General features: G+C 59.8%; 17 protein-coding genes and 1 tRNA gene. 12 read left to right on the top strand and 6 right to left on the bottom strand.

The features are described from left to right. Window positions 1-15: 15 nt before the first annotated feature. The 7 genes from BM083_RS19435 (at window position 16) to BM083_RS19405 (ending at window position 5,325) form a co-directional block, all read left to right on the top strand. On the top strand, window positions 16-894 hold the full coding sequence (locus tag BM083_RS19435; protein WP_245756952.1) for an NOP5/NOP56 family protein: 879 nt from the start codon (window positions 16-18) through the stop codon (window positions 892-894). After that, window positions 891-1,535 carry a fibrillarin-like rRNA/tRNA 2'-O-methyltransferase gene (locus BM083_RS19430; RefSeq protein WP_089871791.1) on the top strand — a complete coding sequence of 215 codons (645 nt, stop codon included), beginning with the start codon at window positions 891-893 and terminating at the stop codon, window positions 1,533-1,535. The genes BM083_RS19435 and BM083_RS19430 overlap by 4 nt, the downstream gene beginning before the upstream one ends. An 82-nt stretch (window positions 1,536-1,617) precedes the next feature. Further along, window positions 1,618-2,283, top strand: coding sequence for a thiaminase II (gene tenA / locus BM083_RS19425; protein ID WP_089871789.1), 666 nt, complete (start codon window positions 1,618-1,620; stop codon window positions 2,281-2,283). Further along, window positions 2,280-2,969: a TenA family protein gene (locus BM083_RS19420; protein WP_089871787.1), complete on the top strand. Its 690-nt coding sequence runs from the start codon at window positions 2,280-2,282 to the stop codon at window positions 2,967-2,969. Before tenA ends, BM083_RS19420 begins: the two co-directional genes overlap by 4 nt. 104 nt (window positions 2,970-3,073) lie before the next feature. Continuing rightward, the gene (locus BM083_RS19415; RefSeq protein WP_089871786.1) at window positions 3,074-4,150 is read left to right on the top strand and encodes a glutamate--cysteine ligase; all 1,077 of its coding nucleotides are present in this window, start codon (window positions 3,074-3,076) and stop codon (window positions 4,148-4,150) included. 84 nt (window positions 4,151-4,234) lie between these two features. Then, the gene (locus BM083_RS19410; protein ID WP_089871784.1) at window positions 4,235-4,774 is read left to right on the top strand and encodes a helix-turn-helix domain-containing protein; all 540 of its coding nucleotides are present in this window, start codon (window positions 4,235-4,237) and stop codon (window positions 4,772-4,774) included. 56 nt (window positions 4,775-4,830) lie between these two features. Beyond that, window positions 4,831-5,325: a phosphopantetheine adenylyltransferase gene (locus tag BM083_RS19405; protein ID WP_089871782.1), complete on the top strand. Its 495-nt coding sequence runs from the start codon at window positions 4,831-4,833 to the stop codon at window positions 5,323-5,325. Between the two features lie 21 nt (window positions 5,326-5,346). Here the strand turns inward: BM083_RS19405 and BM083_RS19400 are convergent, their stop codons facing one another. Continuing rightward, window positions 5,347-5,655, bottom strand: coding sequence for a cyclin family protein (locus tag BM083_RS19400; protein ID WP_009365460.1), 309 nt, complete (start codon window positions 5,653-5,655; stop codon window positions 5,347-5,349). 89 nt (window positions 5,656-5,744) lie between these two features. On the opposite strand from BM083_RS19400, the gene BM083_RS19395 reads away from it, so the two are divergent. Beyond that, window positions 5,745-5,828: transfer RNA gene (locus tag BM083_RS19395), tRNA-Leu, on the top strand. A gap of 426 nt (window positions 5,829-6,254) precedes the next feature. Continuing rightward, complete coding sequence (locus BM083_RS19390; RefSeq protein WP_177197710.1) at window positions 6,255-7,343, top strand: glycoside hydrolase family 26 protein; 1,089 nt, start codon at window positions 6,255-6,257, stop codon at window positions 7,341-7,343. On the opposite strand, the gene BM083_RS19385 is transcribed toward BM083_RS19390, so the two are convergent. Genes BM083_RS19385 through BM083_RS19375 form a run of 3 tightly spaced genes read right to left on the bottom strand, consistent with a single transcriptional unit; the run spans window position 7,322 to window position 11,478 of the window. After that, window positions 7,322-8,947 (bottom strand): glycosyltransferase family 39 protein, encoded by a 1,626-nt coding sequence (locus BM083_RS19385; protein ID WP_089871778.1) that lies wholly within the window; start codon window positions 8,945-8,947, stop codon window positions 7,322-7,324. The genes BM083_RS19390 and BM083_RS19385 overlap by 22 nt on opposite strands. Window positions 8,948-8,996: 49 nt before the next feature. Further along, entirely contained in the window at window positions 8,997-10,490 is a 1,494-nt protein-coding gene (locus BM083_RS19380; RefSeq protein WP_089871777.1) for a glycosyltransferase family 2 protein, read from the bottom strand. A gap of 4 nt (window positions 10,491-10,494) precedes the next feature. Beyond that, complete coding sequence (locus tag BM083_RS19375) at window positions 10,495-11,478, bottom strand: DUF2334 domain-containing protein (protein ID WP_245756951.1); 984 nt, start codon at window positions 11,476-11,478, stop codon at window positions 10,495-10,497. A gap of 1,063 nt (window positions 11,479-12,541) precedes the next feature. On the opposite strand from BM083_RS19375, the gene BM083_RS19370 reads away from it, so the two are divergent. After that, complete coding sequence (locus tag BM083_RS19370; RefSeq protein WP_089871773.1) at window positions 12,542-13,051, top strand: DUF7344 domain-containing protein; 510 nt, start codon at window positions 12,542-12,544, stop codon at window positions 13,049-13,051. Between the two features lie 106 nt (window positions 13,052-13,157). On the opposite strand, the gene BM083_RS19365 is transcribed toward BM083_RS19370, so the two are convergent. Continuing rightward, entirely contained in the window at window positions 13,158-14,132 is a 975-nt protein-coding gene (locus BM083_RS19365) for a hypothetical protein (protein ID WP_089871771.1), read from the bottom strand. A gap of 157 nt (window positions 14,133-14,289) precedes the next feature. On the opposite strand from BM083_RS19365, the gene BM083_RS19360 reads away from it, so the two are divergent. Next, window positions 14,290-15,321 (top strand): PAS domain-containing sensor histidine kinase, encoded by a 1,032-nt coding sequence (locus BM083_RS19360; RefSeq protein WP_089871769.1) that lies wholly within the window; start codon window positions 14,290-14,292, stop codon window positions 15,319-15,321. Here the strand turns inward: BM083_RS19360 and BM083_RS19355 are convergent. Further along, window positions 15,306-16,088, bottom strand: a complete 783-nt coding sequence (locus BM083_RS19355) for a hypothetical protein (protein ID WP_089871767.1) — start codon at window positions 16,086-16,088, stop codon at window positions 15,306-15,308. The genes BM083_RS19360 and BM083_RS19355 overlap by 16 nt on opposite strands. A 267-nt stretch (window positions 16,089-16,355) precedes the next feature. On the opposite strand from BM083_RS19355, the gene dacZ reads away from it, so the two are divergent. Beyond that, window positions 16,356-17,165: a diadenylate cyclase gene (dacZ, locus tag BM083_RS19350; protein ID WP_009365465.1), complete on the top strand. Its 810-nt coding sequence runs from the start codon at window positions 16,356-16,358 to the stop codon at window positions 17,163-17,165.

Genomic DNA, 17,165 nt, shown 5'->3' with positions numbered 1-17,165 from the left:
GGGAAAGCCCTACGCATGACAACCGACGCGTGGTTCGCCGGGGTCACCTCCGACGAATCCGACGGGCCCGACGACACGGACGAGGCGGTGGCGCACATCCGCGAGGGGCGCGCCGACGCTCCGGCCGACTGGCCAGCGCAGGCCGTCGAGAGCGGGTTCGCCGCCACCGAAGAGGAGTACTATCAGAAACTCCGCGCCGCGACGCTCGCCGCCGCTCGCACGGCCGCCGCCGAGCGCGAACGCGCCGACGACAAACAACTCGTCCACGCCGTGAGAGCGATGGACGACGCCGAACGCACCGCCAACGAACTCGCCGAGCGACTCGCCGAGTGGGCCGGGACGCTGTTCGACGACGCCGGGTCCGGCGTGGGCTACGCCCGCGAGTTGGCCGGAAGAGAGGCGGAGACACCAGCAGAACAGCCCGTCGTCTCCTTCGCCGGGCGCGTCGCCGACCTCGCAGACGAGGCCGACGACCTCCGGGAGTTCATCGAACGACGCGCCCCCGACGTCGCGCCGAACCTCGCGGAGATGGCCGGGCCGGTGCTCGCCGCCCGCCTCATGTCGCTGGCGGGTGGTCTCGACGCGCTGGCGAAGAAACCGAGCGGCACCGTCCAAGTTCTCGGTGCCGAAGACGCCCTGTTCGCTCACCTCGCCGGTCGAGCGACGTCGCCGAAACACGGCGTCATCTTCACCCACGAGTACGTCCGCGGCACTCGCTCCGAGGACCGTGGCTCCGCCGCTCGCGCCTTCGCCGGGAAACTGACGCTCGCCGCCCGAGTCGACCACTACGGCGACGAGTTCAAGCAGGAACTCCACGACGACTTGCGCGAGCGCATCGAGACGATTCGTGCACGCGCCGACGAGGGCGACGAAGACGGAGGTGACGACGAGTGAGCGACCGCGACCAATCGCTTCCGTCGGGTGTCGAACGCCGAACCTTCGACGAGCGCGAACGTCTCGCCACGCAGGGACTACCGGTCTACGGCGAACCGACTGACGGCGACTGGCGTGTCTGGGACGCAGGGCGGTCGAAGCTCGGCGCGATGCTCGAACTCGGGATGGACACTGGTCTCGTCGGCGACGAGACGGTACTCTATCTCGGCGCCGCGAGCGGAACCACCGTCTCGCACGTCGCCGACTTCGCCGGACCGACCTACGCCGTCGAGTTTGCGCCTCGACCCGTCCGTGACCTCGTCGGCGTCGCCGAGGACCGAGACAACCTCTTTCCGCTGCTGAAGGACGCACGGAAACCCGAGACGTACGCCCACGTCGTCGAAGCCGACGTCGACGTTCTCGTCCAAGACGTCGCCACCCGCGGGCAGGCCCGCGTCGCCGCTCGCAACGCACAGTTCCTCCGGGACGACGGCCGACTGCTCGCGGCCATCAAGGCCCGCAGCGAGGACGTAACCGCCGACCCGAGCGACGTGTTCGACGACGTCGTCGACGAACTCGCGGAGGCGTTCGAGATTCTGGAGACGACTCGACTCGACCGGTTCCACGACGACCATCTCGGTGTGGTCGCTCGACCGAAGTAAGCCTCTGTTGGCTTCCTCAGTCGCTGTATTCTGTGGTTGTATCATCTAGTGGTATTTTGTTCTTGGACGAGAACGGTCCACTATGTCGTTCACCGACGAACTCCGTGACGACGCCGACGAGGTCTGGTCGGCCATCTACGACCATCCGATGGTCGCTGGTATCGGCGACGGGACGCTCGACGAAGAGAACTTTCGCTACTGGCTGCGACAGGACTACGTCTATCTCGTCGACTACTGTCGTCTGTTTGCGCTCGGGGCGGCGCAAGCACCTACGCTGGAGCGGATGGGGACGTTCGCGACGCTCCTCTCGGAGACGCTCCACACCGAGATGGACCTCCACCGCGAGTACGCCGCCGACTTCGGCATCTCTGCGGCCGAGTTGGAGGCGACGACGGCGTCGCCGACGACGCAGGCGTACACCGACTTCCTCGTCCGCATCGCTTCGATGGGGACCTTCGGCGAACTCGTCGTCGTGCTGCTCCCTTGTATGTGGGGGTTCAACGACACTGGACTCCGACTGCGCGAAGACGGCTTACCGGACGAGGAACGGTACACCGAGTGGATTCGAACGTACAGTAGCGACGAGTTCACCGAACTCACCGAGTGGTGCAAATCCCTCGTGGACGACGTCGCGGCGTCGGCGACGGAGAGCGAGCGCAAGCGATACAGAGAACTGTTTCTCACCTCGGCCCGGTACGAGTACGCCTTCTGGGACGCCGCGTGGCGACGAGAGGAGTGGTCTGTATGAGCGAGTCACGCCTCCCCTCGTTCGCCGAGAGCGACGAAACTGGGTTCTCCGAGTGGCTTCGTGCACAGTCGGAACCGGCGTGGACCGACGCGACGACGCACGCGTTCACCCACGAACTCGGCGACGGCTCGCTCGACTCGGAGTGTTACGCCGACTATCTCGTGCAGGATTATGCGTTCGTCGAGTCGCTCGTCAGTCTCGTTGGCTACGGCGCCGGCCAAGCGCCGACGATGGCACAGAAGCGCCGACTCGTCGAGTTCCTTAACACGGTCACCGACGACGAGGACGACTACTTCGAGCGGTCCTTCGAGGCACTCGGTGTCGCGCCAACGGCCTACGAGAACCCGCCGCTCACCGAACCGACGGCGGCGCTATGCGACGTGGTCGGGAGAGCGGCGACGACCGGTGGCTACGCCGAGACGTTGGCCGTGTTGCTCCCCGTCGAGTGGGTGTATCTGACGTGGGCCGAATCGGTCGACACGCCGGACGACCCGTTCTCCTACCGAGAGTGGGTGACGCTCCACGACAACCCCGGGTTCGCGTCGTTCGTCTCGTGGCTTCGTGACGAGATGGACACGCTGGGTCCGACGCTCTCACCGCGTCGACAGCGACGCGTCGCCTCGCTGTTCGTCCGAGCGGTCCACCTCGAAGTCGCGTTCTTCGACGCCGCGTATCGCCCCGAGTGACAGCCTTCGAACACGGATTCGGCCGTGCTGAACGCTGTCGGGCGTGTTCGTCTACTCTGCCAATGCCAAGACCTATTTAATGGACCGACTCGAAGGGGCGGGCAATGGAGTTAGGGTCGCCGGAGTCGTTCACGCGACTCGGAACGCTCGGAGTCGAAGAGGAGTTCTACATTGTCGACGACGCGGGACGACCGACCTCGGGTATCGACGACCTGGTGTACGGGGACGACGAACCCCCGGAACCACTCGCAGGACGCCTCGACCACGAACTGTTCCAGTTCACCATCGAGACGCAGACACCGCTCATCGAACACCCCGAAGACGCACCGGAGGCAGTCCGCTCGATTCGAGACGCACTCGTCGAACACGCCGACAACCACGGCTACCAGATTGCGGGCGCGGGTCTCCACCCGGCCGCGAAGTGGCGCGAACTCGACCACGCACAGAAGCCGCGCTATCGGGCGCAACTCGACCGAATTCAGTATCCACAACACCGGAACACGACCGCGGGGCTTCACGTCCACGTCGGCGTCGACGACGCGGACAAGGCGACGTGGATTGCGAACGAACTGCGGTGGTTCCTCCCGCCGCTTCTCGCCCTCTCGGCGAACTCGCCGTACTGGAACGGTTTCGATACGGGCCTCCACTCGGCGCGAGCGAAGATTTTCGAGGGACTCCCGAACACCGGGATGCCGTCGGCGTTCGAGGACTTCGAGGCGTTCCAGCGGTTCGAGCGTCGAATGGTCGAACTGGGTTCGATCGACGACCGAGGCGAACTCTGGTACGACGTCCGCCCGCACACCGGCCACGGGACGGTCGAAGTCCGGACGCCGGACGGGCAGTCGGACCCCGAGGCCGTCCTCGCGTTCGTCGAGTACGTCCACGCGCTCGTGATGGACCTCGCCGAGCGGTACGACGACGGCGAGTCGGGAACAGACATCCGCCGCGAACTGCTCGACGAGAACAAGTGGCGAGCGATGCGCTACGGCCACGAGGCGAGTTTCCTCGACCGCTCGTGCGAGGAGACGGTGGACCTCGCGACGTTCGTCGACGACGAGTGCGACCGACTCGGCGTCTCCGGACTACGCGAACTGTTCGACCATGAGAGTGGGGCCGAGCGACAGCGCCGCATCCACGAGAAAGAAGGACTCGATGGGCTCTGTACGTCTGTCCTGCTCTGATTACTCTAATCGCTCTAATCGCTCTGATCTCTCTGACAAGCAAACGTTTTTCCCGGCGTAGTTCTGACCTGCGGTGCAGAACACATGTCCGCAGACGATGCTCCTGACGAAGCCACAGAGAGGACCGATTCGGGAGACGAGACGCCGAGTGACGAGGGACGAACGGCACGCGAGCGAATCGAAGAGAGCGCCGACCGGGCCGTCGAGGAACTCGACCAGAGCGTCATCGACCTGCTCGCGTGGCTTCTCGACACCGAGACCCGCGCCCGTATCTACGTCTATCTCCGAAAACGCTCCGAGAGCACGAGCGAGGAAGTCGCCGACGGAACCGGTCTCTACCCGTCGACCGTTCGAGAGGCGCTCGCCGAACTCCACGGCGAGGAAATCGTCTCACGGAAGAAACGCGAGAGCGCTGGTGCGGGCAACAACCCCTACGAGTACGAGGCGATTGCCCCGAGCGAACTCGTCCGTGGCGCGGTCGGACAGGTCCAACAGCAGTTGAACACGGTGTTCAACCTCGACCAGCGACTCGACGACGAGTCTCGCGACGCAGAGAGTGGCCCGGTCACTATCACCGTCAACGGTGACGACCGCTCGACTGTCGTTGCACGAAACGACGAGTAACCCACCGAACCGCAATCAGCCGACCGGTTTAAGTCCTCCCGCATCTACGCCGAAATATGGACGTCGTGCTCGGCGGGACTTTCGACCCGATTCACGACGGGCACCGTGCGCTGTTCGACCGGGCGTTCGAACTCGGCGACGTGACGGTCGGACTCACTTCTGACGAACTCGCACCCACGACGAGACACGTCGACCGGTACGTCAGACCCTACGAAGAGCGAGCGCACGACCTGCGCGCCGAACTGACTCGGTTCGCCGACGAGTACGACCGGGAGTTCACGATTCGCCGTCTCGACGAACCGACCGGCATCGCGACCGAAGCGGGGTTCGACGTGCTCATCGTCTCTCCGGAGACGGTCGACGGCGGCGAGCACGTCAACGAGATTCGTGCAGAGAACGAACTCTCGCCTCTTCGTCTCGAAATCGTCGACCACGTCCCCGCCGAAGACGGCGAACGAATCTCCTCGACGCGTATCGTCATGGGCGAAATCGACGAACACGGCAAGCTGACGCCGGAACGCGACGGCCGCGAGAAGACGTCTCTCGACTGAGACACTCGGTTCACTACCGCTCTACCAACTCGGCGGTCGAAACCCCGCATCTTCGAGAATCGTCTTCCATCGCTTTTGCACGCTGAGTCGCGTCACACCCATCGACTCGGCGACGGCCGTCTGTGATCGTTCTTCGCCAGCGATGAGTGCGCCGGCGTAGATGCTCGCGGCGGCAGTCGCCGGTTTCGACCGGTCGGCGTCGGGGACGTGTGACAAGAAGAGATCGGTGGCGTTCGAGCGTGCCTCCGACCCCAGTTCGAGGCTGTCTCCGGCCCGGTCGATGGCGGCCAGCCACTCCTCGTTGTCGACGTGGTCACGAGCACGATACATAGACCGACCTTCGGCGCGACGGGATATAAACGGTCGGCGACGACGTCGAACGACACCTTCTTACTGACGTTTCCTGTAGCAACGAACGCGCGTGGGTAGCCAAGCCAGGAAACGGCGCAGCGCTTAGGACGCTGTCTCGTAGGAGTCCGCCGGTTCAAATCCGGTCCCACGCATTCTACTGCGAACGAAGTGAGCAGTGAATGCTCACGAGCGGATTTGGGGCAGGGAACGGAGCGACGCGGAGTGACCGAGGTTCAAATCCGGTCCCATGCATATTCTGTCCGAACAGCAGTCAGACACGTGACTGTGGGGCGAGGCCGAGTTGAAACGGAAAACGGCGTCGTACTCGACAATCCCTCTGCCATCTAAATACTTATTTAGATATCTATCTACACGACTGGTTCTACTTTTGCTGACCGTATTCGGCTCTAACTCCGAGGCACTCTCCAGTTCCATTCGATTATGTGTTCACTGGCACTCTCGCTATCCCCAGTCTCTCTGGACAGCCGTAGAAACTCACTACCGGTTCGTTCGCACTGGCAGTGTGATTCGTTCACTGTATGACAGAGTATAACGGATTCCGCCGAGAAGAGCCAGACATGAAGAGACGAGAGTGTCTCACGCTGTTCTCTACTGGCTGTGTCGTCGCCAGCAGCGGCTGTTTAGAGGCCGCTGGCTCGCGTTCTCCTCTCCTTCACGGGTTTTATCCCGGTCGGAAAGCGGCGTCGCCAGCGACTTTTCGACCGTTCGAGAAGTGGCTCGGCCGGGTTCCGACTGTACTCACGCTGTACGTGAACGCCAATCTCTCGGAAGACAGCATTCGGGACTACCTCGACACGCAGTTGACCCCGGTCTGGCAGACGGGACACGTACCGGTGATTACGTGGTTGCCCTACCTCGGCACTCCCGAACAGACGCCGGCGGATATCGAGCGCCGAATCCACACCGGCCAGTACGACGACATCATCGACAGATGGATATCTGCACTGACGGAGTGGGTTCTCGACGGCGACGGTGAAGACAGACGACTCTACTTTCGGCCACTGCCCGAGATGAACGGAAACTGGCTGCCGTGGAGTGCGGTCGGAACAGAGACGACGCCGGCCGACTATCGGTCCGCGTGGCAGTATCTCTACAACCGGTTCCGAGAGGCGGGGCTGACAGCGACACACGTTCAGTGGATGTGGAACCCCAACTTCAGAGAAGTCGGCGGCGTCGCAACTGAGGAGTACTATCCTGGTGACGAGTTCGTCGATTGGGTCGGAATCGACGGCTACAACTTTGGGAGCACGCAGGATTGGTCGGAGTGGATGTCGCCCGACGAGGTGTTCGCTCCCATGCTGTCGAGAGTTCGTACGCTGACACAGAAGCCAGTCGCGTTTCCGGAGTTCGGGTCGACGTCGTTCAAAGAGGGGACTCCACGTCCGGCAGCGAAGTCACAGTGGATTACCGACGTCTACGAGTTCATGAGACGCGAAGACGTGAAGATGGCGTGTTGGTTCAACGTCGACAAAGAGACCGACTGGGCCGTATTCGATGGAACGCGAGGGACGGACACCTACGAGACCGACGACCGCCAGTACAACGTCTACGACTCGTACAAGCGTGCGGTGACACGTGACGTCCTCTCGAACGGAGAGCGGCCAGAACGACTGTTGACGGACGATCAGTTCGCCGGTAACTTCTGAGCGAACTGTTCGCGCTCTCGATGGGGTGTGACACGATTCGTCGTCGAGTTCGACGCCGTCGTCTCTGTCGTGTAGAGATAGACCTGTACACTTCCGAACCGGCGATGCTCACGGAGTGTGTACGACGAGTTGATCGCACCGAGCCACCCAGTCGATTGCTCGTACGTCGTCGCAGTCACGACCCAGAACCGTCGCGTGGACACCGTCCTCTCTGGATCGGGCCCGTCGTCGAACCCGCTGGCCGCAGGTGGAACGGTCTCGAACGTGAGGTTCGACCCGTTGAGGTAGTACGTCGTTGGGCGGTCGAGGTAGGACGGTGTGAGAAAGACGAGTTCACCAGGTTCGGACTCCGAATCGATATACTCCCCTGCGCTTTTCCACTGCTCACTGGAGGGAGTGGTGTGGTAGATACCGGCGGTTATCAACAGCCCACCGACGAGAATAGTAGCCATCGTTCTCCGGATAGCCGGCGAACGAAGTGTATCGACTCCGCGGCTTGCAAGAAGATAGAACGCCGGGAGTGCACCGATCGTGTAGCGGGTGTAGTAAATCGGTGTGACGAAGAGTGAGAAGGCGTAGGGAACCAAGACCGCAGCGGCGCCCCACGTGAGAACGACGCAGTACCGTCGGAGATACGCACGGAGTGAGTAGTCCATCGTTTCGGAGCGATAGCCGAGGAATGCAACCCCCACCGACGCGAGGGCGACGAACAAGACGACGAACGAGATGAGATAGCTGTAGAGTTGGTCGGACCAAAACGGGTAGTTCCTCACGTAACCAGTGTACGAGAGAAGCGTCTGAAGCAGCGTCTTGAGCGTCGGTTCGGTGAGCCAACCGATGAGCGACCCACCACCTCCTTCGAGCACGCCGAGGAGGTAACTGCGGATGAGAACCAACCACGGTGCGAACGCCGCGCCGAGGAGTGCCTGTAATCCGACCCAGACGGTCAGACGAGGCTTCAACTCCGACCCGCTCCAGACGGTAACGAAGAGCACGTAACTGTTCTGGGCGAGGATAACGAACAGCGCGAACATGTGCGTATACATCAGACAGATGCTACCGATGGTGTAGCCGAGGAAGACAGAGACCGTTCTCTCCCCTTCGAGTAGTCGGACGAAGTAGTACATCGAGACCACCGTCAAGAAGCACAAGAGTGCGTACATCCGGGCCTCTCGCGAGTATTGAATGTGCATCGGTGATATCGCGAGGAGGAGTGCGGCACCCAACCCGGTCCGTGGTGTGAACAGTCGACGGCCTATCTTGTAGGTGAAAAAGACCGCTCCGACCCCACAGACGACAGAGAAGAACCGCGCTGCAAACGGGGTCGTCCCGGCGAACGAGAGCCAGTAGTGAAGCGCGAGGAAATACCCTGGCGGATGAGGCGAAGAGTTGACCGCCACTGAGATGAGTTGCTCGACGGGGAGGTTTGCCCTCGCAGTGAGTGTAGTGACTTCGTCGAGCCACAGGCTCGTACTCGTCAAGCGGTAGAGCCGAAGCCCCATCGCAACGAGCAGAATACCGCCGAGCGTTAGCTGCGTCCGCGTAATCGATGGGAGCGCCGATACGAGCGTACTTCGCCGAGATTCGTTCGATTGGTGAGCCATAAAGTGTCTCTGGATATCGTCGAAACTGTTGTAGGGTGGTCGAGAGGTGTCAGTCGGAGCGAGTCTCGGGTTGCGTGTGAGTTGCTGGCTTCGACTGGTCACGCTGTTTGATTCTGCTTGCACTGGTCCACTGCATATCGGTGTCTCGAACGACGTCGATCAGGCTCTTGACCATGATCGCGTCGTGGAAATGCTTGTAGCCGATGACGAACAGCGGCGCATAGAGGATGTGTTCGAACTCTTCTCCCTCGATCTTGAGCGCGAGTACGTTGATGAGAATCACGATACTGGTGAAGAACGCAAACAGTGCGATGGTCTGGGCGACGAGTCCACTGACGAGCAGATAGACGATGACACCGAGGATGACCCAACTCGCGAAGGGGAGAAAGAACATCTCGACGATGCTGAGTGGGAGCCAGAGGCGATGGACCATCCTGTGTCTCGTGTCCATCAGGTCGTCGAAGTGTTTCAGGAAGGTCATGAAGTTCCCGCGATACCACCGTAGCCGTTGCTTGTAGAGGTCTTTCCACGTATCGGGTGCCTCGGTAAACACCTGCGCCTTGCTCACGCGAACGTCGTAGCCGGCTTTGAGCACCTTCACCGTGGTATCGAAATCCTCTGTCAACGTCTGGGGGTCGTACGCGCACACCGCCTCCAGTGCATCTCGTCGATACGCACCCAGACACCCTGGGACGATTGGGACGACGCCGAAGTGGTCGAACACTCGGCGATAGATGTTGATTCCGAAGATGTATTCGAGCGATTGACACTTGGTCACCAGCGAGTCACGGTTGGAGACTTTGACGTTGCCTGCGACGGCCCCGACGGTCGAATCGGTCTGGAGTGGAGTGACGATCTCCGTGAGTGCAGTCGGGTGGACGACACTGTCCGCATCGACCGTAACGATGAATTCGTCGTCGGTGAAGAGTAGTCCGTAGTTCAGCGCCGAATACTTTCCTCCGTTCTCTTTTCGCACCACGGAGACGATGTCCGACTCGTAGGCTGCGGCCTCTTCGTACGTCTCGTCTGTACTTCCGTCGTCGACGACGACGATGGAGAGTTTGTCTCTCGGAAACTCGGTCGCGAGTAGCGCCTCGATCGTTCCGCCGATGTATCCCTCTTCGTTGTACGCAGGGACGAGAACAGAGATCGGTTCCGGTGAAGAGAGCGGAACGAACTCGTCTTTCGCCCGTAGTTCGTGGTACAGTGCGATGACCATGACGAGCCAGTACGAGAAGAACAGTACGAGCGCCCCGAGGTGGACGAACGCGACCGGTGACGGCGGCACCCACTTGAGTAGGACGACGCCGACGGCAGTCAGTACGAGGACGACGGCGAGACCCCGAACAGAGAAGACGGACTCGTACTCGGGACGCCACTCCACGACGTAGTACGACCAGAGGAGATAGCCCGCGAGTACGACCGTGAACGTCGCGATAGCGAAGAACGTGCGCTGGGGAAGCGTTCCCAGAAGTAGGCCATACGGGATAAGTGCGACGAGGCAAATCAAGGCCGAAATCGCATCAGAGAGTTTCGAGGCCATCGACTCAGTTCACCTCCTGTTTCAGCAGCCGAACGTCTGGCTCCGTGACTCGGACCGTCGAAGAAACCTTCTCGCCTATCTCGTGCATCCAGCCGTCGACACGGTCGGAGAGTGTCGTCGTGGAACTGTCGCTCTCCTCCCACACTAACCACCCATCGTCGACTCGCTTCAGTTCTCCCGACTGGTACTTCTCTGCGAACGACCCTACGGTCATGAACCGAACGCCTTCTTTCGACTTCATGTGTTCGATGACACCACGCAGTGTCTCCAGCTTCGACTCGTCGGTGAAGGTCGGATAGTGGAGCATCTGCATGTACAACGACTGATTCTGGTATGCTCTATCGAACCGCCGCTCGATCGCTCGCTCGCTGTAGAACTCGTTCGTGGACCAGTTTTTGACGAACGACTGTGAGTTCGGGACGTGGAGGAGACCGTTCGTCTCGAACGGACGGGTCTCTCCGTAATACTGGTTCGTGAACCATCCTCCTCCGGAGACGACCGTATAGTTCGCTTCTACCAGTGCACGTACCGTATTGTTGTCGTAGGTGTCGAGCGGCGGAATGAACGTGCGTGGACGCTCTCCGATACACGATTCGAGCGTGCGCGTCCCTTCGCTGATTCGGTGGTGTTGCTTCTCGTAGGCCAGTCCCCCAAACTCACTTCCACTGTGGAAGGAGGTCAACTCCTCGTGGGTGTAGCCGTGCAGTGCGAACTCGAAGAGATCTGGATGCGCCGTCGCTCTGTCTCGAAGATACTGACAGAGCTGTTGGTTCGGGTCGAGTGACTCGTTGTCGTTTCTCGGAATCACTCCCTGTGTGACTGGTACTCCTTCTTCGACGAACACTTCGTCGACGGCTTCCATCTCTGCCCGACGATAGTACGGTTGGATATCGTCGTTTCTGAAGATAACGACCGACTGGTACTGTTTCCAGTCGCCACTCGACTCTGCTTGGTCTTCCAGGAGTGGTGCGGTCCCTACCGCAGTCACAACTGCCGACGAGATGATAAACAACATGAGAAAGACTGTCAGTGCCTTCCGAAACACACGCCCACCGACTGGAAGGGTGAGTCGGTCTCCTGTTCGTGTATTTCCGTTCCCGAACGAGGGAAGCGAATCCCGACTGAACGACGTCTCTCGGTCTCGAACGTCATCTGATGCGACGTCAGAGTCGTATCGCTTCCCACAGTCCGCACAACTGACGAGCGAGCCACGGCCGACAGAAGAGAGACTATCTGTACTACAGTCCAGATGGCAGTCTGGACACTCGTACCCCGACTCTACTCGAAACTCTTCGAGCGGTTTTACGGCGCCGCACCGTTTGTGCTCGGCAATCTCGAGAGGAGAAATCTGAGAGGACCCACACGCTGGACACGGTGGACTCCTCTCATCCGAGTCCCTGTTGGTCATGTGTTGGGCCCTGCGAGAGAAACGACTATTGTAATTCTGCGCGTACTATCTCCTTAGCCCGTCGTTACGTCTGTCTTTCATCCGTAAACCTGACTAATACGCACTCTGCGTAGAACGACAGTCGTGTCTCTGAGTGACTCTCTCCTCCCATTGCTATCCATTATTTATCATGTCCCTGTATCGAGAGACACCGAGAGAACTCGCCTACACAGCGCCGACAGATCTCGACATTTTTCAGGAACGTAACTAGAACGGCAAAAATAACGTATGCTTATCCGACGCCATACACGGTTCGAACTACAGTCATAGCCTGCGTGCTTCGTAACCAGAGAGACGGATGCAACCGAACGTAGTAGATAACCCAACAGTAAACCGACATTAATCGGCACTACGCACTGACTGTACGACCGACTGCCACCCGGAGCGATTTCACATCTCGCCGAGTTCTGGTTGTACCGAACAGTCACCTCTCTGTGAAACTCTGTGAGTACGTTATGGGCTACCTATTCGTTGCGGCCCGCCAGTACAGAATATCACACCTTCGGCCATAGTTATAAATTCAGCAACATTTTTCTTGGATCCTGTAAACACTATTCTCGAGAGCAGTCAAACGAATGCGACACTCCACCACGACTCACTATCGATGAATGAGACAACTCTAACGACGAAAACCCTCGACTGGCAGGACGTCTTCTACGTACTGAGTAACGCTCGTCGCCGCCACGTCATCGAGTACGTTCGACAACACGAGCGGACGGCTCTCGACGAACTCGCAACATTCATCGCTGGCGAAGCGAGCGACGAAGACACCTACAAGAGCGTCTACGTGTCGCTTCAACAGACGCATCTTCCCGTGCTCGACGAACGGAACATCGTCCACTACGAAGACGAGTCGAACACGATACGCCGGGGACCTCGACTGGACGACGTGGAGTTATACACCCACGCTGGCAACCGACGTCGGTACATCAACGTACTCGTGTTCGGGTTGAGTTTGGTCAGTCTGGTGTTTCTCTCTGCGGTGTTACTCGGTATTCTTGGCCTCGACCCGACGAGCGCCGAGTTTGTGAGTCTCGGTATCTCGTTAGCGATTTTCTTGGTTGTCGCTTCGAATCTCTTCACTGGCGACGACGACTATCGCCGGGTCCCGTGAGTCTACGCGAGAAGACGAGAAACGACCGAAACCGTCGGTCTACCCGACAGCGATTCACTCGTACAGCCAAGAATACCCGCTCGGTTTCTTTCGACCGAGGCTCGAATCACTTCTTCCCGCGACTTGCGAGGTGGTACGTCAGTACCATCTTCATCCCCTCGACGAACGCGTCGATATCGACCGACGACGCCGTCACTCGTCCACTCTTCAAACTACTGTAGCGCGTCTCCCACTCGGTCATGAAGTACTCCTCGACTTGGTGGTCACGGATTCGTTCGGCGAGTTCGGCCTTCTCGTCGACGTCGTCACTCCGGAGTTCGTCGACGGTGACGATGTCTCGTTGGAGGGCGTACACGATGACGCCCGAGGAGAAATCGCCCTCTTCGAGTTCTCGCTCCCACGTCGTGACCCAGTTCCCGATACGGGCCATCATCTGTGCGTCCCAGACGACGTCTCGGAGTTCGACGAGTTCGTCTCGTTCGAACGACGGCGAGTGCATGAGGTCGACGTCGACGTAGGAGAAGACGACCATGTTGTGTGCGTCGTACTGCTCACATCCGCCGAGTGTCGAGGCGTCGGGGTGTTCGTTCGTGACGAGACTGTAGTCGATAGCGTTTATCACTTGTCGGAAGTCGAACCGGAACAACTCGACGAACTCCTCGTATCGAGGTGCCGTCTGGAGACGTGTCTCGAACGCCTCCCACACCTGCTGGGCGAACTCGACGAACGCTGTATCGACGCCGTCTCTGTCAGAGACTGGGTGCTCACTCGGGAACGGAATCTTGCGTGCCTCTTGGAACGTCTGGCGGTCGCCGTCGTGTTCTGCGAGGTCGTCGAGCATCGTCACGAACATGGTGAGTATCGACTTCTGCTCGAGAGCGTGCTCGTGGTTCGAAGACGGCACACACGAGAGTTGGAACTGCTGTGAGACCGAATAGAACCACCGCCAGATGTACGAGTCTCGTGTCTGTACGACGGCCTCGTACGTCTCGACGAGTTCGGTCAGCGACTCCGGGAGCACGACGTCGTCGATCTCCTCGATCGGAATCTTCGAGCCGTCGGCTCCTCTCGATTCTTTCAATGTGTAATTTCTCGTATTAAGAGTCACTGTTTTACCGTTATTTCTCGTCGTCTATAAATTTCACTGTCAGATAATATGTACTCCGCTCCAGAACGGACGCTGTACTGTCGTGTGCGCACAATGTTTATCCACGTCGCTGTCAGATTCTTACTAACGAATGGGTGAGGAGATAGAGCTAGTCGCATACAAGCGGGCGTTCCGGGAGACACCGAACCCTGCCATCATCGCGGGGAGAGACTACGTCATCCGCGACGTCAACGATGCCCTCTTAGAGTTTACCGGGTACGACCGAGACGAGATCATCGGTCAGACGCCGGACGCACTCATCTCCGACCCCGAACTGTTCTTCGGCGAAATCGCCCCAGCACTGTACGCGGGAGAACCGTGGATCGGAAGTACCGAACTGAAGGCAAGAGACGACCGATTTCGCTACGGCTACGCGACGGCGACCCCGCTCTACGACGGCGACGAAGTCATCGCCTACGGTGGCGTCTTCGTGGACATCACGAAACGACGCCGTGCCGAACAGACGACGCGCATCCTGAACCGTGTCCTCCGACACAACCTCCGGAACGACGCCAACGTCATCCTCGGTCATCTGGACCTCCTCCGAAGCGCTCTCGAACCTGGTTCGGAGGAAGCAGAGAGCATCGACATCGCCGAATCCCGGTTGACTCGCCTGCTCGCTCGCGCAGACACTGCTCGCGCGCTCGAAGACCTGCTCTCGGCAGAGGAAGAGATCGACATCAAGCCGGTTCGTGTCGACGAGATGCTCCTTCGAGAGGTCGACGCGATACGTGAGCGCTTCCCGAACGCAGAGTTCTCGGTCGGAGAGTTCCCCGAAGCCTACGCAACAGCGAACACCGCGCTCACGAAGGCGTTCGAGGCCGTCCTCGAAAACGCCGTCGAGCACAACGACGCCGAAACTCCGATCGTCGACGTCTCGCTCGACGTCGACGAGAAGAGTGTCATCGTCACCGTCGCCGACAACGGTCCGGGAATCCTCGAAGAAGACCTCGATCTCGTGCTCGGACTCGAAGAAGGCGACCAGGTTCGACACGGCCAGGGTATCGACCTCTTTTTCGTCTCCGAGTTGATGAACGAGTACAGCGGCCGTATCTCCCTCGAACCGAACCAGCCACGCGGAACCGTGTTTACCTTCTACCTTCGCCGTCAATCACCGCCGTAACAGTCCTCTTCGACCCTGCTTTCGTCTCCGTCTCGTTCGATTGGTGGGGCCGTGGTCCGAGGACCACGCTCGACGAGCGTCCGTCCGACGTCGACGACGAGTTGTGGCGCGTCCCGCTGTGGATTCTCTGGGTCTCTCACTTCACTACCGAACTCGTCACTCCAGAGGAGGTAGACGAGCGAAACTGCGTACTCGGGGTGGTCGCCGTCGAGTCGGTAGAAGTCGACACGCGTGGCCGCCCAGTCGAACTGTCCACCTTTCTCGTGTAGTTGGACGATGTCGAACCCGACTGCTCGCCACGTCCCTGGCGTCAAAAACTCGAACAGGGGAGGCGTCTCTTCGACATCGAACTCGGCGAGTTGCCCACGTGAGTGGTACTGTCCATCGCCCTCGTGGACCAGTACGTACGGTCTCTTCGACCCGACGATACTGTTGTCGGGCGTGAAGTGAAAGTCGTAGTGCAGAACGGTTCCATCGTGTGTCTTCAAGAGCGCACTCGTGTCGAACAGCACTCCGCCGGGGTCGAACCCGCGAAAATCTGTCGGCCCGTCGGGGTACTGAAACGCGTTGGGTTCGGTGCCAGTACCTGTGTAGACGGCGAAGTAGGTCGCCGTTGGCTCCAGCGGTGTCAACTCCTCATCGTCTCCTCCGTCTGCGCGGAGCGCTGTCGAGACAGTGACGTCGACGTCACTCGTCTCGAATCGCTTCAACGCAGCAAGCAGCTTTCGGCGTCCGATTCGGTCTGTGAATATGGTTGGTGTCGTCATCTCGCCTCTCCAACCGCTCTGTCTCGTCGACTCCTCACCCTTCTGGGTGATGACAGAGGGCAATCGGCAGAGAGTTAGGTGGGACGTTTATAAACTTTGACACTGTTCAAATAAACTGAATAACGACAGCCGAGTAAGATGTACATCAGCGACGAGTAAGTGAAACGAGCACACGACCCACGTCGTCGAGTCGCAAACGACCGGGCACTCTTACTACCAGTACCCGCTCACAAACCTTTTTCTCCGTAGCCTGATTTTTACGTGCCAATGGCGACGTTGAGCGAACTCCTCGCGGACCTCGTGGTGGATGTCGATGGTGTGTTTCTCTTTTCTCCAAGCAGCTCGTACTACGAGCGCTTTACCGAACTCGACGAGGAACTCGTCGTCGTCGCACCGGAGAACACCGTCGGTGCAGAGACGTTCGTCGAACTCCCTCTGGAGTTCGACAACGTCCGTGACCGAGTCAAGTTCTCTATCGAGGGGGCGATGGACCGTGGCATGTTCGAGGAGGGTGACGTCGTCGCCTGCGTCGTCTCGACGTTCGGTGGTGACATCGACACCACTATTCGGGTCCGCGTCGGGGAGTCGATGCGCTCGGGCGTCTACGACCTCTTCGTCAACTCTCGAGCCGACCCCGGCGTCATCCGTGACGTCTTCGAAGTCGCCATCGAACTCGGGCAGAAGGGACAGAAAGGCAAGCCCGTCGGTGCGCTGTTCGTCGTCGGCGACGCGGGCAAGGTGATGAACAAGTCTCGCCCTCTCTCGTACAACCCCTTCGAGAAGTCCCACGTCCACGTCGGTGACCCCATCGTCAACGTGATGCTCAAGGAGTTCTCGCGACTCGACGGCGCGTTCGTCGTGAGCGACTCGGGGAAAATCGTCTCCGCCTACCGCTATCTCGAACCATCTGCAGAGGGCGTCGACATTCCGAAGGGACTCGGCGCACGACACATGGCGGGCGGGGCCATCACGCGCGACACCAACGCGACGGCCATCGTTCTCTCGGAGTCCGACGGCCTCGTCCGGGCGTTCAAGGGCGGGAAACTCGTCCTCGAAATCGACCCGGAGGAGTACTGA

Origin of the sequence: Halogranum rubrum (assembly GCF_900114455.1) — an archaeon.
Lineage (GTDB): Archaea > Halobacteriota > Halobacteria > Halobacteriales > Haloferacaceae > Halogranum > Halogranum rubrum.
This window is presented reverse-complemented; position numbering and strand designations above follow the sequence as displayed.